Source organism: Kitasatospora sp. NPDC058190 (assembly GCF_042883685.1).
Lineage (GTDB): Bacteria > Actinomycetota > Actinomycetes > Streptomycetales > Streptomycetaceae > Kitasatospora.
Map to the genome: position 1 here is coordinate 162,697 of NZ_JBHVVI010000003.1, position 23,376 is coordinate 186,072.

At 72.2% G+C, this 23,376-nt stretch carries 26 protein-coding genes and 1 pseudogene; 9 read left to right on the forward strand and 18 right to left on the reverse strand.

What is annotated here, in order from left to right; all coding sequences use genetic code 11:
• Positions 1–206: 206 nt before the first annotated feature.
• The 5 genes from ACFVWU_RS02610 to ACFVWU_RS02630 all read right to left on the reverse strand — a co-directional run bounded on the left by ACFVWU_RS02610 (position 207) and on the right by ACFVWU_RS02630 (position 4,050).
• Positions 207–959, reverse strand: coding sequence for an alpha/beta hydrolase (locus ACFVWU_RS02610; protein ID WP_387614453.1), 753 nt, complete (start codon positions 957–959; stop codon positions 207–209).
• Between the two features lie 169 nt (positions 960–1,128).
• Positions 1,129–1,701, reverse strand: a complete 573-nt coding sequence (locus tag ACFVWU_RS02615) for a dihydrofolate reductase family protein (RefSeq protein ID WP_387614456.1) — start codon at positions 1,699–1,701, stop codon at positions 1,129–1,131.
• 48 nt (positions 1,702–1,749) lie between these two features.
• Positions 1,750–2,487 carry an SRPBCC domain-containing protein gene (locus ACFVWU_RS02620; RefSeq protein ID WP_387614459.1) on the reverse strand — a complete coding sequence of 246 codons (738 nt, stop codon included), beginning with the start codon at positions 2,485–2,487 and terminating at the stop codon, positions 1,750–1,752.
• A complete protein-coding gene (locus ACFVWU_RS02625; RefSeq protein ID WP_387614462.1) occupies positions 2,484–3,173 on the reverse strand; it encodes an ArsR/SmtB family transcription factor in 690 nt (229 codons plus the stop codon). The genes ACFVWU_RS02620 and ACFVWU_RS02625 overlap by 4 nt, the downstream gene beginning before the upstream one ends.
• 118 nt (positions 3,174–3,291) lie before the next feature.
• Positions 3,292–4,050, reverse strand: coding sequence for an alpha/beta fold hydrolase (locus ACFVWU_RS02630; protein ID WP_387614465.1), 759 nt, complete (start codon positions 4,048–4,050; stop codon positions 3,292–3,294).
• A 113-nt stretch (positions 4,051–4,163) separates the two neighbouring features.
• On the opposite strand from ACFVWU_RS02630, the gene ACFVWU_RS02635 reads away from it, so the two are divergent.
• The gene (locus tag ACFVWU_RS02635) at positions 4,164–4,697 is read left to right on the forward strand and encodes a SigE family RNA polymerase sigma factor (RefSeq protein WP_387614467.1); all 534 of its coding nucleotides are present in this window, start codon (positions 4,164–4,166) and stop codon (positions 4,695–4,697) included.
• Complete coding sequence (locus ACFVWU_RS02640) at positions 4,694–5,590, forward strand: hypothetical protein (protein ID WP_387614470.1); 897 nt, start codon at positions 4,694–4,696, stop codon at positions 5,588–5,590. The genes ACFVWU_RS02635 and ACFVWU_RS02640 overlap by 4 nt, the downstream gene beginning before the upstream one ends.
• A gap of 352 nt (positions 5,591–5,942) precedes the next feature.
• Here the strand turns inward: ACFVWU_RS02640 and ACFVWU_RS02645 are convergent, their stop codons facing one another.
• The 8 genes from ACFVWU_RS02645 to ACFVWU_RS02680 form a co-directional block, all read right to left on the reverse strand.
• The gene (locus ACFVWU_RS02645) at positions 5,943–6,785 is read right to left on the reverse strand and encodes a MarR family winged helix-turn-helix transcriptional regulator (RefSeq protein WP_387614473.1); all 843 of its coding nucleotides are present in this window, start codon (positions 6,783–6,785) and stop codon (positions 5,943–5,945) included.
• A gap of 54 nt (positions 6,786–6,839) precedes the next feature.
• Positions 6,840–8,054, reverse strand: coding sequence for a glycosyltransferase (locus tag ACFVWU_RS02650; protein WP_387614544.1), 1,215 nt, complete (start codon positions 8,052–8,054; stop codon positions 6,840–6,842).
• 127 nt (positions 8,055–8,181) lie between these two features.
• The gene (locus ACFVWU_RS02655) at positions 8,182–8,985 is read right to left on the reverse strand and encodes a nucleotidyltransferase domain-containing protein (RefSeq protein ID WP_387614476.1); all 804 of its coding nucleotides are present in this window, start codon (positions 8,983–8,985) and stop codon (positions 8,182–8,184) included.
• A gap of 100 nt (positions 8,986–9,085) precedes the next feature.
• Positions 9,086–9,589 (reverse strand): hypothetical protein, encoded by a 504-nt coding sequence (locus tag ACFVWU_RS02660; RefSeq protein ID WP_387614479.1) that lies wholly within the window; start codon positions 9,587–9,589, stop codon positions 9,086–9,088.
• A 49-nt stretch (positions 9,590–9,638) separates the two neighbouring features.
• Positions 9,639–10,847: a tetratricopeptide repeat protein gene (locus ACFVWU_RS02665; RefSeq protein WP_387614482.1), complete on the reverse strand. Its 1,209-nt coding sequence runs from the start codon at positions 10,845–10,847 to the stop codon at positions 9,639–9,641.
• Positions 10,848–11,018: 171 nt separating this feature from the next.
• Complete coding sequence (locus ACFVWU_RS02670) at positions 11,019–11,321, reverse strand: DUF1330 domain-containing protein (protein ID WP_387614485.1); 303 nt, start codon at positions 11,319–11,321, stop codon at positions 11,019–11,021.
• A gap of 21 nt (positions 11,322–11,342) precedes the next feature.
• Positions 11,343–11,498: a hypothetical protein gene (locus ACFVWU_RS02675; RefSeq protein ID WP_387614488.1), complete on the reverse strand. Its 156-nt coding sequence runs from the start codon at positions 11,496–11,498 to the stop codon at positions 11,343–11,345.
• Between the two features lie 103 nt (positions 11,499–11,601).
• A complete protein-coding gene (locus tag ACFVWU_RS02680) occupies positions 11,602–12,087 on the reverse strand; it encodes a YbaK/EbsC family protein (protein WP_387614491.1) in 486 nt (161 codons plus the stop codon).
• Positions 12,088–12,426: 339 nt separating this feature from the next.
• Between ACFVWU_RS02680 and ACFVWU_RS02685 the strand changes: the two genes are divergently transcribed.
• The 5 genes from ACFVWU_RS02685 (at position 12,427) to ACFVWU_RS02705 (ending at position 18,062) form a co-directional block, all read left to right on the forward strand.
• Complete coding sequence (locus tag ACFVWU_RS02685; RefSeq protein ID WP_387614494.1) at positions 12,427–15,369, forward strand: nitrate- and nitrite sensing domain-containing protein; 2,943 nt, start codon at positions 12,427–12,429, stop codon at positions 15,367–15,369.
• Positions 15,366–15,812 (forward strand): roadblock/LC7 domain-containing protein, encoded by a 447-nt coding sequence (locus ACFVWU_RS02690; protein WP_380609617.1) that lies wholly within the window; start codon positions 15,366–15,368, stop codon positions 15,810–15,812. The genes ACFVWU_RS02685 and ACFVWU_RS02690 overlap by 4 nt, the downstream gene beginning before the upstream one ends.
• 115 nt (positions 15,813–15,927) lie before the next feature.
• Positions 15,928–16,293 (forward strand): DUF742 domain-containing protein, encoded by a 366-nt coding sequence (locus tag ACFVWU_RS02695; RefSeq protein ID WP_380609690.1) that lies wholly within the window; start codon positions 15,928–15,930, stop codon positions 16,291–16,293.
• A 2-nt stretch (positions 16,294–16,295) separates the two neighbouring features.
• Positions 16,296–16,910 (forward strand): ATP/GTP-binding protein, encoded by a 615-nt coding sequence (locus ACFVWU_RS02700; RefSeq protein ID WP_387614497.1) that lies wholly within the window; start codon positions 16,296–16,298, stop codon positions 16,908–16,910.
• Positions 16,911–16,928: 18 nt separating this feature from the next.
• The gene (locus ACFVWU_RS02705) at positions 16,929–18,062 is read left to right on the forward strand and encodes an FAD-dependent monooxygenase (protein ID WP_387614500.1); all 1,134 of its coding nucleotides are present in this window, start codon (positions 16,929–16,931) and stop codon (positions 18,060–18,062) included.
• 116 nt (positions 18,063–18,178) lie between these two features.
• Here the strand turns inward: ACFVWU_RS02705 and ACFVWU_RS02710 are convergent, their stop codons facing one another.
• Positions 18,179–18,877: a DUF4328 domain-containing protein gene (locus tag ACFVWU_RS02710; protein ID WP_387614503.1), complete on the reverse strand. Its 699-nt coding sequence runs from the start codon at positions 18,875–18,877 to the stop codon at positions 18,179–18,181.
• A gap of 137 nt (positions 18,878–19,014) precedes the next feature.
• Complete coding sequence (locus tag ACFVWU_RS02715; RefSeq protein ID WP_387614505.1) at positions 19,015–20,511, reverse strand: transferase; 1,497 nt, start codon at positions 20,509–20,511, stop codon at positions 19,015–19,017.
• Between the two features lie 104 nt (positions 20,512–20,615).
• On the opposite strand from ACFVWU_RS02715, the gene ACFVWU_RS02720 reads away from it, so the two are divergent.
• Entirely contained in the window at positions 20,616–21,122 is a 507-nt protein-coding gene (locus ACFVWU_RS02720) for a hypothetical protein (RefSeq protein WP_387614507.1), read from the forward strand.
• A 26-nt stretch (positions 21,123–21,148) separates the two neighbouring features.
• On the opposite strand, the gene ACFVWU_RS02725 is transcribed toward ACFVWU_RS02720, so the two are convergent.
• Genes ACFVWU_RS02725 through ACFVWU_RS02735 form a run of 3 tightly spaced genes read right to left on the reverse strand, consistent with a single transcriptional unit; the run spans position 21,149 to position 23,007 of the window.
• Positions 21,149–21,907: a serine hydrolase gene (locus ACFVWU_RS02725; protein WP_387614510.1), complete on the reverse strand. Its 759-nt coding sequence runs from the start codon at positions 21,905–21,907 to the stop codon at positions 21,149–21,151.
• Positions 21,908–21,931: 24 nt separating this feature from the next.
• Complete coding sequence (locus ACFVWU_RS02730; protein WP_387614513.1) at positions 21,932–22,120, reverse strand: DUF397 domain-containing protein; 189 nt, start codon at positions 22,118–22,120, stop codon at positions 21,932–21,934.
• Complete coding sequence (locus ACFVWU_RS02735; RefSeq protein ID WP_387614516.1) at positions 22,117–23,007, reverse strand: Scr1 family TA system antitoxin-like transcriptional regulator; 891 nt, start codon at positions 23,005–23,007, stop codon at positions 22,117–22,119. The genes ACFVWU_RS02730 and ACFVWU_RS02735 overlap by 4 nt, the downstream gene beginning before the upstream one ends.
• Before the next feature lie 100 nt (positions 23,008–23,107).
• Between ACFVWU_RS02735 and ACFVWU_RS02740 the strand changes: the two are divergent.
• Positions 23,108–23,376 (forward strand): annotated as a pseudogene (locus tag ACFVWU_RS02740) (ATP-binding protein); the annotation flags it as partial.

The following is a 23,376-nucleotide window of genomic DNA, read 5'->3' on the forward strand; positions in this document are numbered from 1 at the left end:
CCCCCGGCGAGTGGTTGAAGAGGGCGATTCTTTGCGAAGTTTTACTTGCCGGTAACGGACCCCGGAATGTGCCCATGCCAACCAATCCGTGACAAATTCCCCCCACCGCGGCAATACGGACACCCCAAGCTGTGGGAATCCTGTGAAACGGGATGCCGATGCGGCGGAAACGTGTTCGATCCGGGATGTGCTCGCGCGGGCTTCCGTCAGTCGGCTGCACGCGCCTGCGCGCCGAGCTTCCGGAGCAGGAACCGCTCCGAGGAGTCCAGCTCGAAGTCGGGAACCGCCAGATGGCCCCCGGGATTGGCGTGCAGCGTCCGCTCCGTCGATCCCAGCGCGCCGTACACCGCCAACGCGCTCTCGCGCGGCACGAGTTCGTCGTCCCACTGCAGCACGAACCGCACCGGCACCCCGACCCGCCGAGCCGCCTCCAGCTGGGACGCGTGCCCGGTCAGCCCGAACACCGCCGCGGTGATGCGGGGTTCGGCCGCGACCAGGGGGATGCCGATCACGCTGCCCAGCGACAACCCCCAGTAGCCGACCGGGCCGAGACCGCCGGCGGCCTTGTCCAGCGCGTCCAGCACCGCCCGCCACTCGGGCACGGCCCGCTCCGCGAGCGCCGCCGTGTGCCGCGCCACCCACGCGCTGATCGGCCGCCCGGCCGCCAGCAACTCCCCGATCTCCGTGGCGAATCGCTCGTCCTGCGCGGTGCGCTCCCGCTCGCCGTGCCCGGGCGCGTCCAGCGACACCGCCGCCCACCCGTACCGCGTCACGCATCTGTGGGCCCGCTCCACCACGCCCGGCCCCAGCTTGTGCTGCCCGCCGCCGTGCCCCAGCAGCACCAGTGGCCTCGCACCAAGGGCGGATCCGTCCGGCTGCCAGAGCACGCCGGGTACGCCGTCGAGGGTGAAGCGGTGCTGCGTGACGCCGTTCGAGGAGGTGTGAGAGGTGAGGTGCATCCCCTCATGATGGTGCCCGACACACGTTCGAGTCCTGCCTTTTCACCGCCCTGGCCAATAGTCACCACGCGGTGGGCGCATCGGGGGCCAGGGCGGGGAAGGCTGCTTCGGATCCCGCCTTCGGGCCTCGCCTACGAGTCACGCCTACGAGCCGCGCCTTCGGGCCCCGTCAGCGGACCACGTCGAAGACCTGCTTCTGCAGGCCGTTGCTGTAGACCGCGTGCTCGACCAGCTTCAGCTTCTGGGTGTCCTTGTCCGTGCTGCTGAACAGGCGCTTGCCGGCGCCGAGCAGCAGCGGGTAGACGAGCAGGTGGTAGCGGTCGATCAGGCCCGCGTCCGAGAGGGCCCGGTTCAAGGTGGCACTGCCGTGGACGATGATGGGGCCGCCCTCGGTCTCCTTCAGGGCGGCGACCTCGTCCAGCGAGCGCAGGATGGTGGTCTCACCCCAGTCGGAGACCAGGGCGTCGTCGGTGAGGGTGGTGGAGACGACGTACTTCGGCATCGTCTTGTAGCGGGCGAACTCCGCCATGTCCGGCCACACCGGGCTGAACGCCTCGTAGCTGACACGGCCCATCAGGATCGCGGTGGCCTCCTGCTGCTCCCGCTCCTTGATCTCGTAGGCCTCGGGGACGAACTCGACGTCCTTGAAGGTCCAGCCGGAGTTGCGGTAGCCGGGTTCGCCGCCGGGGCCCTCGACGACGCCGTCGAGCGAGATGAAGGCGGTGCTGATCAGGGTGCGCATGAGTGGTTCCTCGGTTCTCGTGTGTCTACTGGTGTACGTGTTCGGGGCTCAGCCGAGGAGCCCGGCCAGCCACCGCTGCCAGGAAGCGTCGATGCCCTCCGGCGCCGGACCGAACAGGTGATGGAACATCAGGACCATGCCGCCGCCGTGGTGGAAGGTGTGGATCGCGTCGGCGGAGCGGACCTCGAAACGCTCGTCGTCCGCCCAGACCACCTCACCGTCCAGCGGCGGCAGGCCGGCCGGCGCGGCGTGGACCGGCGCGCCCGCGGTGACCGGGAGCGGCAGCGCGAGGGCGTCGGCGAGCGCCGCCCGCACCTCCGGATCCGCCCGCCCGCCGGACGGCGCGGCGGCGAACACCGGTACGGCGGTGCGCCCTTGAAAGTGGGTGAGGTACTCGCGGAGCGTGTTGAGGTGGAACGGCCAGCCGCGGCGCAGCGCGTCGTACTCGTCCTGCCAGTCGTCGCCGAGCAGTCCGCTGTGGACGACGCGGAGCACGGTGCTGCCGCCGTCCCGCCCCTCCACCAGGTACTCGAAGGCCATGAACCGGCCGTCCTCGCCGGTGGCCGTACGGGTGGCCAGGCGCTTGCCGGGTTCGTAGGCGGTGATCACCGCCTGCTCGCGGTGGCCCCCGATGTCCATGACGGCGGCCCCGCCCTCACGCGGGTCGAGCTCGTTGCGGCCCATGAACCAGGAGTCGAGTCCCGGTCCGGTGGCGATCGCCTCCCAGACCTCCTCCGGACTCGCCGGCAGGGTCGTCTTCAGCTCGATCTCGAACGGGTGCGTCATCGGGGGTTCTCCTGTTCCGGTTCGGTCCCGGCATCCTCGGCCAGGTCGGCCGACACCGCGTCGGAGGACGCGGCGTCGGGGGCTGCGGCGTCGGGCGACGCGGGTGGCGCCGCGGGGATCTGATGGAGCCCGACGACCACCCGGTGGCCACGGCCCCCGGGGGCGGACTCGTCGTGGTAGCGGCTGACCAGCGTCGCCACCGCCTGGGACAGCTCCTCGGCGAAGGCCGCCCGGTCGGCCGCCGAGGCGAACCGCACCTGCGCGTCGATCCCGAAGGTGGCGACCCGCTTCCTGGCCCGGGAGGCCCCGGTCAGCAGCGCCCCGACCTCCTGCACCAGCCGCGACCCCAGCGCCAGCAGCCAGCGGGCGGAGAGCTGGTCCGGCGAGCGCGAGGGGTCCGGGCTCACCGCGGCCAGGACGCTCGGCGAGATCACGTACGAGGCGGCGGTGGCCCGGTACACCCGTTCGGTGACGTTGCCCTTGCGCCGTTCCTCGGCGAGTTCGACGAGCTTGTGCCGCTCCAGCTCCTTCAGGTGGTAGTTGACCTTCTGCCGGGGCAGCCCCAGGCGGGAGGCCAGCATGGCGGCCGAACCGGGTTCGGCGAGGGCGGCGAGGATCCGGGCCCGTATCGGGTCCAGGGAGGCCTCGGCCGCGGCGGGCTCTTCGATCACGGCGACGTCCAGCATGGTTCCAGAATCACTCCGACAAGAAAATTTGTCAAGGACAGAATTCTTGTCGGCTTCGGAATCGCGAGACGCCCGGGGCAGGAAGTCGGCCCGGTCGACTTCCTGCCCCGGCCCGTCCCTACCGGCCTGCCAGCGACTCCCGCAGGAAGTCGGTGAGCAGCGCCGTCACCTCGGCCGGGCGCTCGAGGTTGGGGAGGTGGCCGGCCCAGGGCAGTTCGCGGTGGCGGGCGTTCGGGAGCAGGGTCGGCAGGGAGGCGGCGATCTGGCGGAAGTCGGGGAGGTCGTGGGCGCCGGAGAGGGCCAGGGTGGGAGCGGTGATCCGGGTGAGGTCGACCTCCTCCTTCCGCGGGCCGACCTGTGCCGTCAGCTGCACCTCGAAGTTGTGCCGCTGCATCCGGCGGACCAGCTCGCGGGTCGCCTCGTCGGCCTCCGGGCCCAGCCAGGTCCGGACGTTGAGTTCGACGGCGCCCTCGATGTCGCCCGCCGTGAGCAGTTCCTCCTCCTGGGCGTCGAAGGCGAGGAGGGTGTCGCTCGGCTCGTGTCCGGACTTGGCCGCGCCGAGGAGGGCGAGCGCGGTCACCGCCGTCGGGCGGAGGGCCGCGACCGTCAGGGCGATGCGGCCGCCGTAGGAGGCGCCGATGAGGGCGGTGGTCTCGATGTCGAGGTGGTCGAGCAGGGCCAGGACGTCGGCTGCGACGCCGTAGGGGGCATCGGCGAGGGGCGTGTCGCCGAAGCCGCGGAAGTCGCAGCGGATCACCCGGTGGCCGGCGTCGAGCAGGGCCTGCCACTGCGGGTCCCACATCCGTCGGTCGCACACCGAGGAGTGCAGGAGGACAACGGCGGGTCCGGTTCCGGATACGTCATGAGAGATGATCATTCGGCGGATCGTAACGAGCGCGGTAGCCGGGCGCGCGGGAATTGGGGACCGGCGGCGGCGCGGAGTAAGCGCTTTCGTCCCCGCCCGGGCTCTGGGTGGGTGAGGAGGTGCTCATGGGAGATCCGAGGAGTGCGCGGGACGAGGAGTTCCGGGCGTTCATCGTCGGGGTCTGGCCCCGACTGGTACGGACGGCGTTCCTGCTGGCCGGAGAGCAGTACGCGGCGGAGGACCTGGTGCAGTCCGCGGCGGAGAAGGCCTGCGCGGCCTGGCCGAAGGTACGGCGGGCGGACGATCCGTACGCGTATGTGCGGCGGATCCTGGTCAACCAGCACGCCCGGCGTTGGCGCCGGCGCCCACCGGAGCTGCTGGTGGACGCGGTGCCGGACACGGCGGGGGTGGAGGACGGTTTCGCCCGCTCGGACCAGCGCGGGCCGCTGCTGGCCGCGCTCGCCACCCTGCCGCCGCGTCAGCGCGAGGCCGTGGTGCTGCGGCACTGGGAGGACCTGAGCGACAGCCAGACGGCCACGGCGATGGGCTGCTCGGTGGGCGCGGTGCGCAGCCATGCGGCGAAGGGCATCGCGCGGCTGCGGCAGGTCTCGGCGCTGGTGGAGCTCAAGGACAGGACACAGATCGGAGGGGCGGTATGAGCGCGAACGCGGAGAAGGACACTGACCTGTGGGTCGGCCTCGGCCTGGCCGAGGCGGCGGCGGGGGCGAAGGTGGGACCGGCACCGGTGGCGGACATCCTGGCGGGCGGGCACCGGATCCGGCGGCGTCGCCGGACGGTGGTCGGCGCGCTGGCGCTGGCCACGGCGGTGGTGCTGTCGGGCGGGGCGCTCGCCGAGCTGCGCCCGGAACCGGCGGCCTCCCACCCGCTCGTCCCGGCCGGTGCCGGGCTCGGCTCCGGCACCGGCGGCCCGCCGTCGGCCGTGGCGACCACCCCGGCGGTGCGGGACCCGTTCACCCCGATCCGGGTGGTGCTCGGGCAGGGCACCACGCCGGACGGCAAGGAGTGGCAGCTGTGGCGGGCGCTGTGGCCGGTGGCGCCGAAGGAGCGGGCGTACGAGCAGGCGCTGGCGGTGTGGCAGGAGCGCGGCCCGTACGACCCGGCGGTCAGCAAGCCGACGAAGGAGTTCGTCGACCAGTACTACGACCCCAACTCCGATGTGATCAACACCTATTTCACGGTGGACGGAGTGCGCCTGGGCCACGACGCCGAGGGCATCACCCCGTCGCCGGGCAAGCTCGACCCCCGCGACGGGGCCTACATCGCCGGCGGCCTGGTCGGCCACCGGGGCAAGGACGACACGGTGGCCCCGCTCGACGTGGTCGCGCTGTCCCTCGGCCCCGACGTCGCCCGGGTGAAGGTGACCTGGACGGACGGTACGGTCACCGAGCCGCCGTTCGTCACCGTCGCCGACTCCCCGCTGCGTCAGATGGTGGTGGCCCGGCCGGAGGGCAAGAAGGCGAAGCTCTGGGAGTACTTCGACCACAACGGCGACAAACTCCCGGATTCCGGCTGCCAGTTCCTCCGGGAGTAGCACGGCTGCTCCGTCTCCGGTCCGACGCGGGAGCGCCGGGGTCCGTGGTTCGGTGGAGGGGTGACGGTTCAGGGGAGTTCGGCGGGGACCGGGGCCCGGGCGCTGTGGGTCGCCCGGTGCGGGTGGGGCGGGCTCGGGTTGTTCCTGCTCGCCTGGACGGTGTTCGAGGCCGTGAAGCACGCGGGGCCGACGATCCCGCTGGCAGTGGCCGGACTTGCCGTTCCGGCGCTGTCAAAGGTCCTGCCGGATAGGGCAGTTGTGCGACAGGTGCTGCTCCGGGCCTGGGTTCCACTGGCCGTCACGGTGGTCTGCACCGCCGTTCCCGGCCCGGCCGAGGACACCGCCGCCCCCTTCACCTTCGGCCTGGCCTGGCTGACCCACCTCGCGCTGCGGCACGCGGCGGGCAGGACGGGAGCGGGAAGTCGGTAGGGCCGACTTCCCGCTCCCGCTCAGACGATCCGCTTCTCGAACCAGTGGTGGGCGTACGGCTCGTCATTGAACGCGGCTCGCTCGGGGCGTCGGGCAGCAGCTTCAGACCGGCGCAGCCGACCGGCTCGCCGTGCAGCCGGGCGACCAGGAACAGGCCGCGCGGGGGCCGGAGTTCGCCCGCGTCGGGCAGCAGGCTCCGTGCCGGGTCGAAGCCGGTCTCGAAGCGTTCCTGGATCTCGGCGTAGTAGGAGCGCAGGCAGTGCCGGGCGTCGGGGTGGTCCGGGTCGACGGTGTCCACGGTGACGGTCGCGGCGGTCAGCAGCCGGTCGACCTCGGCCATGGCGGCGACCAGCCGGGCCCGCTGGGTGGCGTTGAGCGGCTCCAGCAGGGAGGCTGCCAGCTCGTCGCTCCGGGCGTCGAGCGCGGCGCGTTCCGCGCGGCCGGCGTCCGTGAGCCGGACGGTGCGCAGCCGTCTGTCCCGGGGCTGCGGCTCGACCGTCACCAGACCGTCGGCCTCCAGGGAGCGCAGCAGTCGGCTGAGGTACCCGGAGTCGAGCCCGAGGCGTTCCCGCAACCGGCGCACGTCCTGGCCCTGTTCGCCGACCTCCCACAGCAGTCGGGCCTCGCCGATGGGGCGGTCCTGGCCGAGGTAGTGGTCGTGGAGCACGCCCACGCGTTCGGTGACGGTGCGGTTGAACCGCCGCACCTGGTCGATCTGTGCGCCGGTATCGGTGTCGATGCGTGCGTCGATCTGCGCCGGATCCATTCTCTGACCTTAGTCAGAGAATGGATCCGGCGCCAGCGGACACCCCGCCCGGCCTCAGCCCGCCGCGTCGACGAGCAGCCGCGCCGCCACCGCCGTCCCGTCCGTGCGGATCTCGCCCGCGAACGCCGCCGCCCGGGCGCCGACTTCGGGCGCCAGGACCTGCTCGAGCGCGGCCGAGAGCGAGTCGACCGTCGGCGCTGGGCCGTCGTGAGCCGCGCCGATGCCCAGAGCGGCGACGCGGTCGGCCCAGTACGGCTGGTCGACGATCTGCGGCACCACGACCTGCGGCGCCCCCGCCACGGCCGCGGCAGTCGTGGTCCCCGCCCCGCCGTGGTGGACGACCGCGGCGACCCGGGTGAACAGGGCCTGCTGATTGACCTCGCCGACGGCGAAGCAGTCGTCCCCGCCGTCCACCGGCGCCAGGTTCGCCCAGCCCTGGGCGAGCACGATCCGCCGGCCCAGCGCCCGGACCGCCTCGATCGCCACCGGTCCGGCGTCCGGCGCGCCGTGCAGCGGCATGCTGCCGAAGCCCACGTACACGGGGGGCTCGCCCGCCGCCAGGAACGCCGACAGGTCGGCGGGGAGCGGACGGTCGTCCGACAGCAGCCAGGCGCCGGTCTGCACGACCTCGCGCTCTGCCGGCTGCCGCCAGGGGCCGAGCAGCGGGTCGGTGGCCAGCCACGGGCGGTCGGTGAACACGTGATCGCGCACGTTCTCCACCTCCGCGAGGCCGACCGACGCCCGGTGGGCGTTGACCTGCTCCCGGAACAGGGCGTTCATGGTGCCGATGTTGAACTCCCACAGCTCCCGGTGATCGGTCAGCTCCGGCGGGTACGGCTGGCTGGGGAACTCGAACGGCCGGTGGTGCGGGGACGGCAGCATGGTCGGCTGCAGCGCGACGTACGTGAAGCGGGCGCCCACCCGCTCGGCCGCCGCCTGCGCGCCGGCCACGGCCGGGAACAGTCCGGTCGCCACCACCGCGCCACCCGGCTCGGCCGCCGCGGCGACCGCCTCGTGGAACTGCCCGACCAGCCTCGCCACCCGCGTCGGGAAGTCCACCGTCGGCGAGGACGCCCCGCTCGCCAGCGCCCGCACCGACTCCCCGACGGGCACCATCTCCACCCCGACGGCGGCCAGTCGCTGCGCGAACTCCTCGTCCGGCGGCGCACACACCCGCACCTCGGCACCGAGCTCCCGCAGCTTCACCGCGAGGCCCGCCAGCGGCTGGACGTCACCGCGCGACCCGTACGTGGACAACACAACTCGCATCTCGCACATCTCCCGTTCCCCCTGGCTGCCCAGGAGTTGGAGATTCTGCGACATGACCGGGGCCTTGCGGCAAGGCCCCCCGCGCGCTATAAGTTGAGAGTGGCGGGGAGTGGGTGATCGATCCCCATCAGCTTCGCAGCGCCGCCACGGCCTCCTCGACCAGCTTCCGCGCCCGCTCCACGGTCTGCGTCAGTTCCTCGGGCCCCTCCCCCACCGCACCCAGCAGGCCTCGCACCCGAGACCCGAACCCCCTTGGCGCGGCGGGCAGTTGCGCGGCGACGGCCAGCGCGCCCTTCTCGTTGAGGCACCAGTGCCGGTTGCGCGCGTACAGCGCCTGCACCAGCACCCCGACCGCCCGGGACAGGCAGAGCGCGACGTACAGGGTGTCACCGCGCGCCGCCCCCTTGGCCGCGCCGCCGACCAGGAACTCCGCCTCCCAGACGCCCGCCGTCAGCGCTGCGCGCAGCGGCTCGGGGTACGCGGCGGTCTGCGCCTGCAGCGCTGCCAACTCTCCTGCGGGATCGACGAGTACGCGCCCGAGCGCGACCTCGCCGGCGTAGCACGGCGACCAGAAGCCGAGCGGATGCCCGGCCTGTACGCCCACCTCGTACCGGCCCTCCCGGCAGTCCGCCCACACCCGCTCGACCCGGTCGAGGTCCCGCAGGATCCAGTCGACGGCGACTCCGTCGACCCGCAACCACGCCCCGCCGTTCACCCACGGCCCCCAGTCGCCGGGCCCGGCCACCTCCACCTCCGGCCCGGCCAACTCCCGCAGCGCGGCGAGGTCCAGCTCACCGCGGTAGTAGACCCCGAGGTCCCAGTCCGAATCCGGCCGGTGCGTACCACGTGCCCGGCTCCCACCGAGCATCACCCCCACCACGCCCGGGACTTCGGCCAGCCGGCCCGCCATCTGCTCGATCAACCCATGCATAGCGGGAAGTCTGACGGCCGATACCGCGCCGGACCAACGGTTTCGGACACGGCAACCCGATCGGCGGCGTAGCGTCGAACCGTCCGCGCCTGGCGGGCGTTCATCGCCTTCGCGTCCAACCGAGCGGACTGTCGGCGGCCGCCGCCAGGATGGCCGCGGCCGCCGAGACCTCCTGCTCCCAGGCCTGGTAGGCCTCGGCGTTGTAGGTCTCCACTTCCACCAGACAGGAGGAGCAGCACATCCGGAGGACCGCCTCGGCGAACTGCCACTCCACATCGGTGGCGGTCTCCCCCATGCCGAGCCAGGCCCTGCCGGCCGCCTCCTTGGGCGTCACCTCGCCCGCGACCACCCCGGCCGCCAGAGAGCGGAGCAGACAGCGCTCGGCGAGGCCGCTGTCCGGGCACGGAACGCCCAGCTCCTCCAACGCCTCCCGGAACAGCTCCTCCAGGTCGGCCGTCGGCTCGCCCCGGCCCCGCCCCGCGAGGTCGCACAGGGCGGGCGAGTCCTCGCCCGCCGCCAGCAGCTCGGCGGCGGCCATCGGCAGGTCCTCGGGGCACACCAGGCCGGCGGCGTGCTGCCAGGCCAGGGTGAATACGGCGTCCATGACGGCATCCTGGCGCACCCGGCAGCCCCGTGACCAGCGATTAAGCCGGTCAGGACCGGCCGCCGGAGCGCTTCAGCCACTCCCGCCCCTCGGGATCGTTCGGGTCCATCGCCAGCAGCACCTTCGCCAGTGACCGCTGCGCCGCCGGGTCGCCGGCCCGGGCGGCCACCCGCAGCAGGGCGGCGGCCTGCTCGGGCTTTCCGGCATCCAGCCGCCCCTGTGCGTCCGCGTGCACACCGAGCGAGGCCCGCCCGAGCAGGTCCCACATCTCCTCCGACGGCTTTGCCCCGGCGCGGGCCGCCTGCTGCTGGAGGACGGACAGCAGGTTGAACTGCGCCTGCCAGTCGCCCGCCTCGGCGGCCGGACGCAGCACCGCCTCCGCGCCGTCCAGGTCGCCTGCGGCACTGAGCGCGGCGCCGAGGATCGGGGTGATCAGCTGTTCCCCCTCCTGCACCGCCCGACGCAGCAGCGGCACCGCGCCCGCCGGGTCGCCGTCCTCGTACAGCCAGAGCCCGGCGAGCTTGGCGGCCCCCGCACGGCCGCCCCGGCCGGCCTGCTCCAGCAGCTCCAGGGCCCGCCCGGTCTCACCCCGGTCGCGCAGTCGCAGCGCCAACTCCCAGGCGGCGTCGACGATCCCGCCCCTCGCGGCGACCTCCAGCCAGCGCTCGGCCTCCTCGCCCTCGGCGAGGTCCAGCAGGTTCATGGCCGCCCGGTGCGCGGCGGCCGCGTCGCCCCGCTCCGCCTCGGCCACGTCCGACGCGACGGACTCCCGTGCGGCCCGGAGCTTCGCCATGTCGAGGCCCAGGTACTCGATCGCCTTCTGGTGGCCCGACTCGGCGGCCCGCAGCATCCAGCGGGCGCCCTCCTCGCTGTGCTCGTCCTGGGCGAGCAGAAGGGCACCGAGGTTGAAGGCGGCCGGGAGGTAGCCGCCGTGGACGGCGATGCGCAGGTACTCGACGGCCTGGTGGTGCTGCCCCTGGGCGACCAGCCGGCCGGCGAGCCAGACCGCCGATTCCACCTCCCCGCCGGCGGCGGCCTGCCGGTGCCAGAGCATGGCCTCCGCCACCTTGCCCTGGTACTCGAGGATCCGCCCCAGGTGGCCCATCGCCTCGACGTCCCCGGCCTCGGCCCGGCGTCGCATGTCCTTGGCGATCCGCTTGATCTCCGCCGGCGAGGCCTCGATGTGCAGGCGCGTGCCGCCGCCGATGTCGAGCCCGGCCGCCGAGGGCTGGTTCTTCTTCCGGCCGAATATGCCCATGTGCCACTCCCATTGACGTACCCGAAACACCAACGATCGGCCCTGGGGGTGGATCTTTCAACGGCCAATCCGACGGCAGTGGACCTCACCGGCCCGACACCCCGGGAGAGGGATCCGGGGGCGTCGAGGTCGGGTTCGGCCCGGGCAGGCCAACCCCTTGGCGTCAGCCGCCTACAGGGTGGGAACGATCATCGCGGTGTGCGGGAGGGTGGCCGCGAGGCGTTCCTCCAGCAGCGCCCGGTAGTCCTCGGACTCGTAGACGGCGCGGGCCTGTTCGGCGTCGGCGAAGCGCAGCACGACGGTGTGGGTGCCGCCGGACGGGCGGCCGCCCTCGTGGAGGTGGACGGTCCGGTCGGTACTGGCGAGGAGCTCGCCGGCGCCCGGGCCGAGCAGGACGGGGGCGGCGGCCTGGCGGTAGGCGTCCAGGCGCTCGGGGTCGGTCACGTCGTAGTTCAGGATGAGCAGGGCAGGCATGGTGGCTCCTCGTCAACTTGTTTAAGATGCTGCGGTCATGAGGTTCGGACGGTCGAGGACGCGATCGATCGTCGCGCCGTCGAAACGGTCGCCGCGGGCGGCCAGGTAGCCGTCCGGACGCCGCGGGATCGCCGCCGACCGGCTGGCGGCGACGCACGGGGTGGTGCTGTTGGTCAACGGCCTGGACGGGACACTCTGATCCCCCAGGGCGGCGCGGAACCGGACCGGGAACGGCGGGAGAGCGGCCCGTCGGCGTCCGACGAGCCGCCCTCCTCCCGCGTCAGTCCGTCGCCACCACGGCGCTCGGGGTGCCGGCCGTCACCCGCAGCAGTTCCTCGTACGTCATCGGCACGACGGTGTGGGGGTGTCCGGCGGCCGCCCACAGCACCTCGTACCGCTGTAGTGCGGTGTCGACGACCGTGCGCAGCGGCGCCGGGTGGCCGGTGGGGGCGACACCGCCGATGGCCTGGCCGGTGGCCTCCCGGACCTGGGCGGCGGAGGCCCGGTCGATCGCGTCGGCGCCCAACCGCGCGGCCAGGTAGGCGGTGTCGACCCGGTGGGAGCCGCTGGTCATCACCAGCAGCGGCTCGCCGTCGCAGCTGAACACCAGGCTGTTGGCGATCGCGCCGACCTCGCAGCCGAGGGCGGCGGCGGCCTCGGCTGCCGTCCGGGCGGAGTCGGGCAGGACGACGATCTCACCGGAGACGCCGGCCGCCGCCAGCGCCTCGGCGACCGCGAGGCTTCGGGCGGGGAGGGAGGAGGTCATCGCTCCATCATGCCTTCCCCGTCCCGGCCGCAGCACGCCCGGCCGCGCTCAGCACCGCCCGCACCCCCGCCGTGAGCTGGAGGCGACCCGCGCCCGACTGCTCAGCTCCTGGCAGCGCCACCCCGAGCGGGACGTCACACAGTTTTCACACGACGGCCATCCGGCGTCAGCGCGCGTCATTGACACTGTGTCGGGCACTGCCGAATCAGGCTGCTTCGGACACAAACGGTCAACGCGTGGGTGACATTGTGCCCAACTGGTGCGCAAGCACCGCCCAGGCAGCGAACGGGCATTCACGCCAATCACACGATATGACTAGTATCGCCTCGTCAAAAGCCCGTGCCCGGACGGCCCGCCTCCCACCGGCCGGCCGCCAGCCCCAAGGAGTCTGCTCTGCGCGCGCGTGCGAATCGGCGGCCCCCGGCGCCGAAGGCCCCCCGCAGGCGGCCACGCCTGTCCCTGCGGGGGGCGCTGCTCGTCCTGGCCGTCGTCCCCAGCCTGGCCCTGGTCGCCCTCTGGGCGGTGACCAGTGGTGAGACCGTCCTCGACTTCCAGCGCCAGGCCGCCCAGGGCATGCTGGCCCAGAAGGCCGGCCAGCCGTCCAACATCGTCTACTACAACCTCCAGGAGGAGCGCCGGCTCAGCGCCGAGGCGCTCGCCAGACCCGGCGCCAACGCCGACCAGCTACGCCACCAGCGGCAGTTGACCGACGACGCGGTGCGCCAGTTCCAGGCGCTGTCCGGCGAGACCGCCGACAACGCCCCCGACGACGTGCGCACCGCCGTCGCCGAGGCCCGGCAGGCGATGGGCAAGCTGGCCGAAGAGCGCGCCGCCGTGGACAAGGGCTCCGTCGACCAGCAGACGGTCTTCGCCTACTACACCGACCTGATCTCCGTCGACCTGCGGCTGTTCACCGCGCTCAGCCACGTCGACACGGGCGAGGTCACCTGGGTGTCCAAGACCCTGGTCAACTCCTTCTGGGCCAAGGAGATGCTGGCCCGCGAGGACGCCATCCTGGCCCGCGGCTGGCCCGGCGGACGCCTCAGCGCCGCCGACTACCAGCAGGTCCAGCAGCTGATCGGCTCCCAGGAGCACCTGTTCACCGTCCAGGTCGTCCCGTACGTACCGGCCGGCGAGGCCGGCGCCTGGCACGACCTGATGAACAGTCCGGCCTGGCAGGCCAAGACCGCCGTCGAGCAGCAGCTCACCAGGCCGACCGCCGCCGACGCCAACGGCACCGTCAGACTGCCACCCGCCCAGGACCAGTGGCGCCAGGCCGTCGACCAGCTCAACCCGCAGCTCGTCAAGGCCATCGAGGCCCGCACCAGCGCCATCGTCGAGGTCGGCAAGGGCGCCGTCCTCGGCCTGCTCACCCGGGTCGTACTCACCACCGTCATCGGCCTGATCACCGTGGTCGCCGTCGTCATCTCCTCCTGGCGGATCAGCCGCTCGCTGCGCCGCCGGATCAAGGAGATGCAGACCCAGGCCGAGGAGATGGAACGCACCCTGCCCGAGGTGGTCGACCGCCTCGGCCGCGGCGAGCAGGTCGACGTCGAGGCCGAGACCCGCGCCGTCACCACCGGGGCGCACGGCAACGGCGCCGACGAGCTCGCCCGCCTCGGCCAGGCGCTCAACCTGGCCCGCTCCGCCGCGCTGGAGGCCGCCGTCCGGCAGGCCGAGCAGCACCGCGGCTTCGAGCGCCTCCTCCAGCGCATCGCCCGCCGCACCCAGCTGCTGATCGGGCGCCAGCTGCGCAAGCTGGACGAGCTGGAGCGCAAGCACGAGGACCCGGAGGTCCTGGAGGGCCTGTTCGACCTCGACCACCTCACCGCCCGCCTGCGCCGCTACGAGGAGAACCTCGTCATCATGGCCGGCGGCCAGCCGCAGCGGCGCTGGCGCAAGCCCGTCCCGCTGCTGGACGTGCTGCGCTCCGCCCAGGGCGAGGTGCAGGACTACCGCCGGATCATGATCGACGTCGAGGGCCACCCGTGGATCTCCGAGCGGGCCGTCGGGCCGGTCGCGCACGTGCTGGCCGAGCTGATGGAGAACGCCACCACCTTCTCCAAGCCGCCCACCCCGGTCGAGGTCCGGGCCGCCATGGTCGGACGCGGGCTCGCGGTCGAGATCGAGGACCGGGGCCTGGGCATGGACCCGGGGCAGTACGACGCGGCCAACGAGCTGATGAGCCGCCCGCCGCGCACCGACGTGCTGGCCCGCGCCGACGACATCCGGCTCGGCTTCCACGTGGTCGCCCGCCTCGCCGCGCTGACCGGGCTGAAGGTCGAGTTCCGGCCATCGGCCTTCGGCGGCACCCGGGTGGTCGTGCTCGTCCCGGACGAACTGGTCATCGACGGCGACGCCGGGCTCCTGCCGGACACCGCGCCCGCCGAGCCGATCCCGCTGGTCCGGCGCTCCCGCCGGGCGGTGCGCTCCGCCTCCGACGAGCCGCCGCAGCCCGCGGTGCCGGTGGGGCCGCCGGTCGCACCGGTGGACTCCTTCGGGCCCGTCGAAGCCGTCGCGCCCGCTTTCCAGGAGCCGACGTTCCAGGAACCGACGTTCCAGGAGACCGCCTTCCAGCAGCAGGCGGTGCAGGGACAGACCGCGCAGCAGGAGCAGGCGAACGAGCCGCCCATCGAGCACAGCTCCCCCGCCGACCCGTCCCCGGCCTGTCAGGCTCAGGCCGCGCACGACGCCTCGCCCGCGCACGACGCCCCCGCCTACCCGGACATCGCCTACGCCCGGGTCACCGAGGCCGAGGCCCCGTACGCCGACGAGCAGTACCGCCCGGCCGACCACTACCGGCTGGCCGAGCGGCGGCAGCCCCGCGAGTACCCCTCCGCCGTGCCGGTGAGCCCGGTCGAGGGCGGGCAGCCTCCGCTGCCGCAGCGGGTCCGCCAGGCCAGTCTGGCCGCCGAGCTGCGGGTGCCGCCGCCGACCCGGCAGCAGTGGGTCGACCCGGCCGACGGGCAGCCGGCCGACGAGCAGCCCGTCGGCGGCCCGTTCCACCGGCTCGACCGGCTCGACCAGGCCGACCAGCCCGGCCAGCCGAACCGCTCCGGGCGTCCGGTCCGCCGCTCCGGCGCCACCATCGGCGCCTTCCAGCGCCAGTCCCGCGCCGCCCGGGCCCAGGACAGCGGCGAGCACCCGCTGCCCCGGGCCGCCGCCACCCCGCCGGCTCCCCCCAGCACGCCCGCCGGTCCCCCCGCCTCCGCGTCCGTCGCGTCCCCCTGGGCCCTGCCGGCCGCGGAACCCCGAACCCCACGAACGGAAGACAGGCCATGAACCGCACGATCGCCACCCACCAGGACCTGGACTGGCTGCTGGACGGACTCGTCGACTCGGTGCCCGGGACCCGCAACGCCGTCCTGCTCTCCGACGACGGCCTCGTGGTCAGCCACTCCCGCACCATCGAGCGGGCCGACGCCGAACGCCTGGCCGCCGTCGCCACCGGGCAGCAGTCGCTCGCCCGGGGCGTCGGCCAGCTCTTCGACGGCGGGCCGGTGCACCAGGTGATCGTCGAGCTCGCCGAGTGCTGGCTGTTCGTCATCGCCGCCGCCCAGGGCACCCACCTGGCCGTGGTCGCCTCCCAGGAGGTGGACGCCGAGGTGATGTCCGTCGCGATGCACACCCTGGTGCAGCAGGTCGGCCAGAAGCTCACCACCCCGAGCCGGGCCGAGGCCGCGCCTGCGTCCTTCGACGTCTTCGCCAGCCGGAACCGGGGCTGACGGCCGCGTGGGCCCGTACAGCGAGCCGGGGGACGGCCGGGCGCGCGGCCGGGTGCCGCACGTGCCGCACTGGAGCGAGCTGGAGGAGCCGGAGGCGGAGGACGAGACGGGCATCATGGTGCGCCCGTACACCATCACCCGCGGCCGGACCGCCCCCGAGCGCGACGACCTCACCCTGATCACCGTGCTCACCACGATCGACGAGGAGGCCGACGCGGCCCTGGCGCGGGGCAGCCGCGCCGGTGCCCGCGGCCTCCAGCCCGAGCACCGGCTGATCCTCGACCGCTGCCGGCGCCCGGCAGCCGTCGCCGAGGTGGCGGCCGGCCTGGACCTCCCGGTCTCGGTCACCAAGATCCTGCTGGGCGACCTGGTCGCCCAGGGCCTGCTGAAGGCCCGGGCACCGCTCTCGGTGGCCCGCGCCGCCGGGGGCGTGGACCTCGGCCTGCTCACGGCCGTACGCGAAGGACTCCGGAGACTTTGAACATGGCAACACCCCACTCCAGCAGTTCGGTTGACGGACTCGCCGCCGCCCCCGCCGCCGCCCCGGCCGCCGTCAAGATCCTGATCGCGGGCGGCTTCGGCGTCGGCAAGACCACCCTGGTCGGCTCGGTCAGCGAGGTCACCCCGCTGCGCACCGAGGAGTACCTGACCACCGCCAGCGTCGGCGTGGACGACCTGGCCGGCGTCGACCAGAAGGACACCACCACCGTCGCCCTGGACTTCGGCCGGATCACCATCAGCCCCGAGCTGGTGGTCTACCTGTTCGGCACGCCCGGGCAGGAGCGTTTCTGGTTCATGTGGAACGACCTGGTCAACGGCGCCCTCGGCGGGATCGTCATCGCCGACACCCGGCGGCTGGAGACCAGCTTCGCGTCCATCGACTTCTTCGAGAGCCGGGGCATCCCGTTCGTGGTCGCGATCAACTGCTTCCACAACCACAACACCCGCACCCCGGACGAGATCCGGGCCGCGCTCGACCTCGACCCGCAGGTCCCGATGCTGATCGGCGACGTCCGCGAGCGCGCCTTCGGCCGCGATCTGCTGCTCGCCCTGGTCGACCACCTGATGGACCTCGCCGCCGTCGCCCCCGTCGGCTGAGCCCTTTTGGAGCCCCTCATGACCACACCTCTGCGCGTCCTCGTCCACGGTGGCGGCATCGGCGGCCTCACCCTCGCCACCGCCCTCGCCCGCCGCGGCCACCACGTCGAGGTCGCCGAACTGCGCGGCCGGCTGGAGGCGCTCGGCGTCGGCATCGTCCAGCCCTCCAACGCCCTGCACGTGATGCGCGAGATCGGCGTGCTGGACGAGTGCCTGGCGGTCGGCTTCGAGTGGGAGGTGCTGACCATCTGCGACCCGGCCGGCGCCACCCTCGCCCGGATCCCCCAGCCCCGGATGGGCGACGCCCCCTCCAGCAACGGCATCCCGCGCCCCGCCCTGGCCCGGGTCCTCGCCGCCGCCGCGACCTCTGCGGGCGCCGTCGTCCGCTTCGGGACGACGATCGAGTCGGTCAAGGACGACGGTTCCGGCGTCGACGTCACCCTCACCGGCGGGCACGGCGGCCGCTACGACCTGGTCGTCGGCTTCGACGGCATCGGCTCGCCGCTGCGCAAGCACCTGTACGGGGAGAAGTACGCCCCGGAGTACACCGGCTTCGCCAACTGGCGCGTCACGCTACCCCGTTCGCCCGAGGTCCAGGGCGTGGTGATGTCAGCGGGCAACCTCGAGGCCAAGGCGCTGCTCACCCCGATCAGCGACGAACTCATGTACCTGGGCTCGGTGTTCGCCGAGGCCGAGGACTTCCGCCCGGACCCGTCGACCGCCCATGAGCAGCTGCGGGAGCGCCTGGCCGGCTTCGGCGGCCCGATCGCCGAAGCCCTCGCCCAGGTCACCGACCCGGCGGCGGTCGTCTACTCCCGGATCTCCCAGGTCACCGTCGAGGAGCCCTGGCACGTCGGCCGGATCACCCTGGCCGGCGATGCCGCCCACGCCTCCACCCCGCACCTGGCCCAGGGCGCCGCCATGGCCGTCGAGGACGCCCTCGTGCTGGCCGAGAGCCTGGACGCGGCGGACTCCGTCCCGGCCGCGCTCGCGGCGTGGGAGACCAGGCGCCGCCCGCGCGCCATGTGGGTGCAGGCGATGTCCCGGGCGATCCTCAAGCAGGAGACGGGGACGGAGACGACGCCGGAGGAGGACGAGCTGCTGAAGGTCGGCATCCCGGGCGCGGCCCACGTGCTGGTCAAGCCGTACTGAAACTCGCCCGTATGGTCCCGCACGGGTTGTGCCCGTGCGGGACCGCGCTGCACGCTGGCGGCCGCCCTGATGAGGATCCGTTCGGGGACGCGCGTTCCGACCCCGGAGCGAGCCGATCACGACCGGGAGGGCACGCTGTGGGAACGTCGCTGGGTCTGCCAGGAGCTGATCCGGTTGAGGACGTGGATGATCACCGCGCCGGCGACCAGGTCGGCCACCAAGGTCACGGTGGACAGAACCGCCGCCTGGCGTAGGTCGTCCTCCGTGAGCCTGTCCTTCTCGACCAGGTAGAGATAGGCCCGGCTGATGACCCCGCCGAGCACCCAGGCCGCCCACCAGACGGAGATGAGGCCTCGGGAGGCCTTCCGTCCTGGCGAGCTGGCCCGCCAGACGTCCGACACGACCTGGTACGGGACCCACAGATTGGCCACCGGGACGGTCCAGCCAGCGACCACCCAGGCCCGGGCGCGCCGCTGGCTGCCTCGTCCGGCGAGCCTCTCGGCATTGATCCGTGCCCGCCACAGCCAGACCATGAACACCAGACCCGCCGCCACCATCACCGCCAGACCCGTCATCAGCGTGAAGTTGCCCGAGAAGTCGTCAGCCGCCAGAACCTCGTCGGCCGTCGCCTTCCCGGCAAGGTAGTCCTCGACGACGAGGTAGACGCGCCAGTCCGCCACCGTCAACAACACGTCGTACACGAGCGTCGCCAGGATCAGTACCGTCGCCGCGACGCCCAGGCCGACCACGGCCCTGTGCCGCTGCGCGCCAACCGGGCCCGCGCTCAAAGGCGCGTCTTGCTGCGGACTGTCCACGCTTCCCCCAGAAGCTCGTAGAACCGCTGCACACCGCTCAGGGCGAAGGACAGGGTACTGCGCGTCGCCTTCTCATGTCCCCTGTTCCACCGAGGCTTTGTTCCCTTCGACCCGAGCGGGCCGTCGCAGCGATCGCCTCACCGGAAGCCGACCAACTGCAGCACCCGGTACCCCAGCCACACCAGGAGGGCCACCGCCGAGAGCAGTCTGAGACCGACCCAGACCGACAACTGGGTCGCGAATCGGGCCCTCCAGACCATCGTCCGCCTGCGACGCCCCACGGACGCCAGGGCCTGCCGCATCGTGCGGGCCAGGTGAGCCGTCGGCGTCTCCAGAGCGCCCAGTGCCTCACGCCACATCCAGGCCCGAAACCCCTTGCGGACGCGCCCGACCGGGAACACCGTGGGCGTCCACCCGTCGTCGAAGGCGATGACGGCGGAGATCCAGTTGTCGTCGTCGACGTTCGCGCCCACCGCCTCCAGCGGCAACGGGGCGGGCAGGTAGCCATTGAGCCGAACGGCCAACTCCGGCCAGTGGGTGCCCGGTGCCAGCAGGATCAGCTTTCCCGGCTGCTGTGTGGCGCGGGCCTGCTCGACCTCCCACCACAGTCCCTCACCCGGCCCCAGACGCAGGACGATGAGTTGGGACATCTCCATCAGTCGCAACACGGTGGGCTGCCAGTCGTCGAGAGGCAGGTAGAACCGCGCCGCCCCCAGTCGGGGCAGGGGCTCCCCGGGCCTCCCCACCGCGATCACCGGTCCGACGGCACCCAGCGCAAGCGCGAACTGTTCCTCCCGGGAATGGAGGTTGACATCCGCCGCGTCGTCGGTCTGGGCGGCGATCTCGTCGTCGTCGAAACTTCGCAGGTAGAGCACGGGCCTACGGCCGTCCACCAAAAGCGTCTGGGCCGCGCCACGCGCCGAGTGCGCCCGGGAGCGGCGCAGAATCAGAAACCCGAGAGCCAGTGCCGCCAGACCGCCGAGCAGCAGCAGGAGCTGTTGGTCCAGCGGCACCTTGCGCCCGTCCCGCTCCGCTGCGGAAACGGTGAAGGACCCTCCCGCGAACAACATGTACCCGATGTGGCTGGCCAGCACGAACACCGGACGCCACCGCGACTGCGGCGGGGCGAACCGGCTGACGAGACCCACGAGTTCCGCAGCACCCGACCGGCGGCGGCGACGCAGCGAGAGGGCCGGCCCGAGCAGGACCGCGGCGACCGCCCCCGCCACCAGCGCCGTCAGCCGGTCGACACTCAAATCCCCTCCCTGACCCGCCTGTTCCCGTTGGACCGCCGTCGCCAGCCCGGCCGCACGCCCGCGCGCCGACGTGATCGCGCCCGCCTCCGCGTCGCGGAGGGCCGCGGAGGTGATGGACCGGCTTCCGGCCGACGCCGACGGCGCGTTCGCGCCGAACCAGGCTTGGCCCTCCCGAAGTTCCGCGAGTGCGACGACCTCCCCCGCTCCGTAGCGGTCGAGCGCGGTGGCGAACGCGACGGCTCGCGAGCGGGCATCACGAAAGCGGTCGACGGCCTGGTGGTCCAGCCCCACGGCAACCGTCGCCTGCAGCGCGATGTACGCCGCCGCGACCGCGAGCACCGTGATCAGCCGGGCGAACGCCCGAAGACGCGAAGACACGTCAGCCCCACCCCCCAAGCCACGCTCCGCCGAGCTCCGTTCCCGAACCGAGGAACGCTGATCCCTATAGCCAGTACCTGATGTGACAGGTCATCATGCACTGCATGGATGAAGTCCGGGAATCGCTGTGGAACGACAACGTGGGCAAGTCCGACTACGAGAGCACGGCGGCCTACCAGGCCGCGGTCCTGGAGCAGTACAAACTGTGCGTCGAGATGGCCGACCGGGTGAGCGCCCGCCGGAACCTGTCGAACACCTTCTTCCTCACCCTCCACGGCGCCATCGTGACCTTCCTGGCCACTCGCCTGCCCGACATACGCGACAACCTGTCGGTCGGGCTGCTCCTCCCCGGGCTGGTGATCATCGTCTCCACCTGCGCGGCCTGGTACGTGCTCGTTCGTTCGTACCGCCAGCTCAACGGGGCCAAGTTCGTGGTGATCGGCGCACTGGAGGAACGGCTCCCCGCCTACGCCTACTCACGCGCGGAGTGGAGAATCCTCGGGGAGGGCCGCGACTGGCGTCGCTACCTCCCGTTGAGCCACGTCGAACAGTGGGTTCCGGGCATCTTCGCCGTCGCCTACGTACTGGGATTCCTCGCGGTCGTCCTGTGATCCGGCACGTCGGCCTGGGTCCGCGGTCAGCGAGTGATCTCCTTGCGCCGCTTCCAGACCTCCGCTGAGATGCGGGCCAGGAGGCGGGCCGCAGGGTCGTCGCGGTCCGCGCCGGAGGCGAGCGGGCCGGTGTAGCAGACCGCGATCAGGTACGGCGGGCAGTCGTACGGGTGGACCAGGCCGACGCAGTGCCGGGCGCCGGGGACCCAGCCGTTCTTGAACGCGATCCGGGTGCCCGGCGGGAGGCCTGCGGCGAGGTCCACCCGGAAGTCGTTGCGCTCCAGCAGCCCCAGCAGCTCAGGCTCGTCGGCCAGCGAGTGGAGGAGTCGTACGAGATCGCGGGCGCTGACCCGGTTGTGAATGCCCGCAGCGCGCGCCGCGTAGTCCTCGATCCCGCGCGGGCTCGCGCTGCGGGTGGCTCCCGCCTGGCGCCAGACCTCGGCCACGGCCCGCTGGTCGGTGCGGGCCAGGCAGAGGTTGGTGGCGAGGTTCGAGGAGTGGGTGATCATCCGCTCGGCGAGCAGGCGGAGTGGGACATGGGTGCCGAGGAGCTCCCAGGGCAGCGGATCGCTGTCCCAGTCCGGGTCGTTGCCGAACTCCCCACCCACGACGGACTCGAAATGGTTGACGACCGGCACCTCGGCATCGAGGTTCGCCCCACTGCGGGTGAGTGCGGCGAGCACCGCGATCTTCATCGTGCTTGCAGCATCGTGCAGTTCGTCCGGCGCATGCGTGAACACCGGCTCGGCATTGCTGGCCCAGGGGGCCACCACCACGGACAACATGGCGGCAGGATAGAGGAGATCCGGTCAGACCTCGGCCGTTGCGGCGAACGACACGAACGCCTTCCAGGCGGCGGGGTCGAAGGTCAGTTGGGGCCCGCTCTTGTCCTTGGAGTCACGGACGAGGACGACACCGGGCGTCTCGGCGACCTCGACGCACTGACCACCCTCATTGCTGCTGTAGCTGCTCTTGATCCACGCCAGATTCGCGTTCATCGTTCTCCCAGCACCTTCTCGATCAAGGACATCGACTCCCTCACGTCGAGCGATTGCCCTCTGAGAGCGCCGTACCGTGCATTCATGATACGGACTTCTTCCTGATCCGTGATCAAGCGGCTACTTTGCTGCGCCTCGATGTATCCGTTCTGCGGGCGACCCTTGGGGGTGATCAGCGTGAAGGGCCCGCCCAAGGCCGGGTGTTCAGCGCTGCCGGTGGGCATGATGTGGATCGCCATGCCACGCATCCTTCCCACTGCCAGAAGGTGTCGCAGCTGTTCTCCATGGACATCCCAACCTCCCAATGGGCGCTGGAGGACGCTCTCCTCGATGACCCAGCTGAAGATCGCCCGAGGCCATCGAGTCAAGATCTCCTGCCGTGCCAGTCGAGCGGTCACTCGCTCCTCGATCACTTCCTCGGTGAGCAGCGGCTGACGCATTCCGAAGAGGGCTCGAGCGTGGGCCTCAGTCTGCAGCAGGCCAGGAATGAGCAGTGTGCTGTACTCGTGGATCTCAATGGCCACCGGCTCCAAGCCCGCATAGCCCCTGAACCAGGCCGGATGCCGAACTCGCGCCTTAGCGCGCGCGCTCATCACGTCATCCTTCGCGATCGCCAATGCACCGCCAGCGTCGAGGATCTTGTCCGACGCGACCAACAACTCCGGCTGTGGAGTGCGCACCCCCCGCTCGACGGCGCCGATCAGCTGCTCGCTGTATCCGGTCAACCTGGCCAGTTCCTTCTGCGTAAGCCCCGCCCTCTCCCGGAAGAGCTTGATCTGCTTGCCAATCGCCCGGAAGAAGTCCGAGACCTCACCCAAGTCCTCCGGCAGGTCCTCGCGGGTCTCGTCGCCCGCTCCGTTGTCTCGTGCTGCACCCATCGCGACCATCCCACTCGGTCTACTAAAAAGCTGTCCGCACCCGTACAAGCACTCTCTGTGCTTCTCGGACCCATGGTCAGCGTACGTCCGCGCCGCCACGCTTTCTCCCATGACCACCCAGATCCCCCTCGACAACCCCCGCAGCCACACCACCACCCTCGCCGGCACACCCAAGGGCGCCGCCATCTGCCGGCGCATCGCCAGACGTCAACTCACCACCTGGGGGCTGAACTCCACACACACCGAGCCGTTCTACTCCGCCCTCCTCATCGTCGCCGAGCTCGCCGCGAACGCGATCACGCACGGACGCGTTCCGGGGCGTGGCTTCGAACTTCACCTCGCCCTCACCACCACCGCGCGCCGGGGCACCACCCTCCG

Coding starts and splice junctions, on each gene's coding strand:
- ACFVWU_RS02680 (WP_387614491.1), bottom strand. CDS start 12,087: ATGACCTCCTCCCTCCCCGCCCGAAGCCTCGCGGTCGCCGAGGCGCTG.
- ACFVWU_RS02660 (WP_387614479.1), bottom strand. CDS start 9,589: ATGGACGCCGTATTCACCCTGGCCTGGCAGCACGCCGCCGGCCTGGTG.
- ACFVWU_RS02665 (WP_387614482.1), bottom strand. CDS start 10,847: ATGGGCATATTCGGCCGGAAGAAGAACCAGCCCTCGGCGGCCGGGCTC.
- ACFVWU_RS02655 (WP_387614476.1), bottom strand. CDS start 8,985: ATGCATGGGTTGATCGAGCAGATGGCGGGCCGGCTGGCCGAAGTCCCG.
- ACFVWU_RS02630 (WP_387614465.1), bottom strand. CDS start 4,050: ATGATCATCTCTCATGACGTATCCGGAACCGGACCCGCCGTTGTCCTC.
- ACFVWU_RS02615 (WP_387614456.1), bottom strand. CDS start 1,701: ATGCGCACCCTGATCAGCACCGCCTTCATCTCGCTCGACGGCGTCGTC.
- ACFVWU_RS02735 (WP_387614516.1), bottom strand. CDS start 23,007: ATGGTCGCGATGGGTGCAGCACGAGACAACGGAGCGGGCGACGAGACC.
- ACFVWU_RS02720 (WP_387614507.1), top strand. CDS start 20,616: ATGGATGAAGTCCGGGAATCGCTGTGGAACGACAACGTGGGCAAGTCC.
- ACFVWU_RS02625 (WP_387614462.1), bottom strand. CDS start 3,173: ATGCTGGACGTCGCCGTGATCGAAGAGCCCGCCGCGGCCGAGGCCTCC.
- ACFVWU_RS02610 (WP_387614453.1), bottom strand. CDS start 959: ATGCACCTCACCTCTCACACCTCCTCGAACGGCGTCACGCAGCACCGC.
- ACFVWU_RS02725 (WP_387614510.1), bottom strand. CDS start 21,907: ATGTTGTCCGTGGTGGTGGCCCCCTGGGCCAGCAATGCCGAGCCGGTG.
- ACFVWU_RS02650 (WP_387614544.1), bottom strand. CDS start 8,054: ATGCGAGTTGTGTTGTCCACGTACGGGTCGCGCGGTGACGTCCAGCCG.
- ACFVWU_RS02620 (WP_387614459.1), bottom strand. CDS start 2,487: ATGACGCACCCGTTCGAGATCGAGCTGAAGACGACCCTGCCGGCGAGT.
- ACFVWU_RS02700 (WP_387614497.1), top strand. CDS start 16,296: ATGGCAACACCCCACTCCAGCAGTTCGGTTGACGGACTCGCCGCCGCC.
- ACFVWU_RS02635 (WP_387614467.1), top strand. CDS start 4,164: ATGGGAGATCCGAGGAGTGCGCGGGACGAGGAGTTCCGGGCGTTCATC.
- ACFVWU_RS02705 (WP_387614500.1), top strand. CDS start 16,929: ATGACCACACCTCTGCGCGTCCTCGTCCACGGTGGCGGCATCGGCGGC.
- ACFVWU_RS02730 (WP_387614513.1), bottom strand. CDS start 22,120: ATGAACGCGAATCTGGCGTGGATCAAGAGCAGCTACAGCAGCAATGAG.
- ACFVWU_RS02645 (WP_387614473.1), bottom strand. CDS start 6,785: ATGGATCCGGCGCAGATCGACGCACGCATCGACACCGATACCGGCGCA.
- ACFVWU_RS02690 (WP_380609617.1), top strand. CDS start 15,366: ATGAACCGCACGATCGCCACCCACCAGGACCTGGACTGGCTGCTGGAC.
- ACFVWU_RS02670 (WP_387614485.1), bottom strand. CDS start 11,321: ATGCCTGCCCTGCTCATCCTGAACTACGACGTGACCGACCCCGAGCGC.
- ACFVWU_RS02640 (WP_387614470.1), top strand. CDS start 4,694: ATGAGCGCGAACGCGGAGAAGGACACTGACCTGTGGGTCGGCCTCGGC.
- ACFVWU_RS02695 (WP_380609690.1), top strand. CDS start 15,928: ATGGTGCGCCCGTACACCATCACCCGCGGCCGGACCGCCCCCGAGCGC.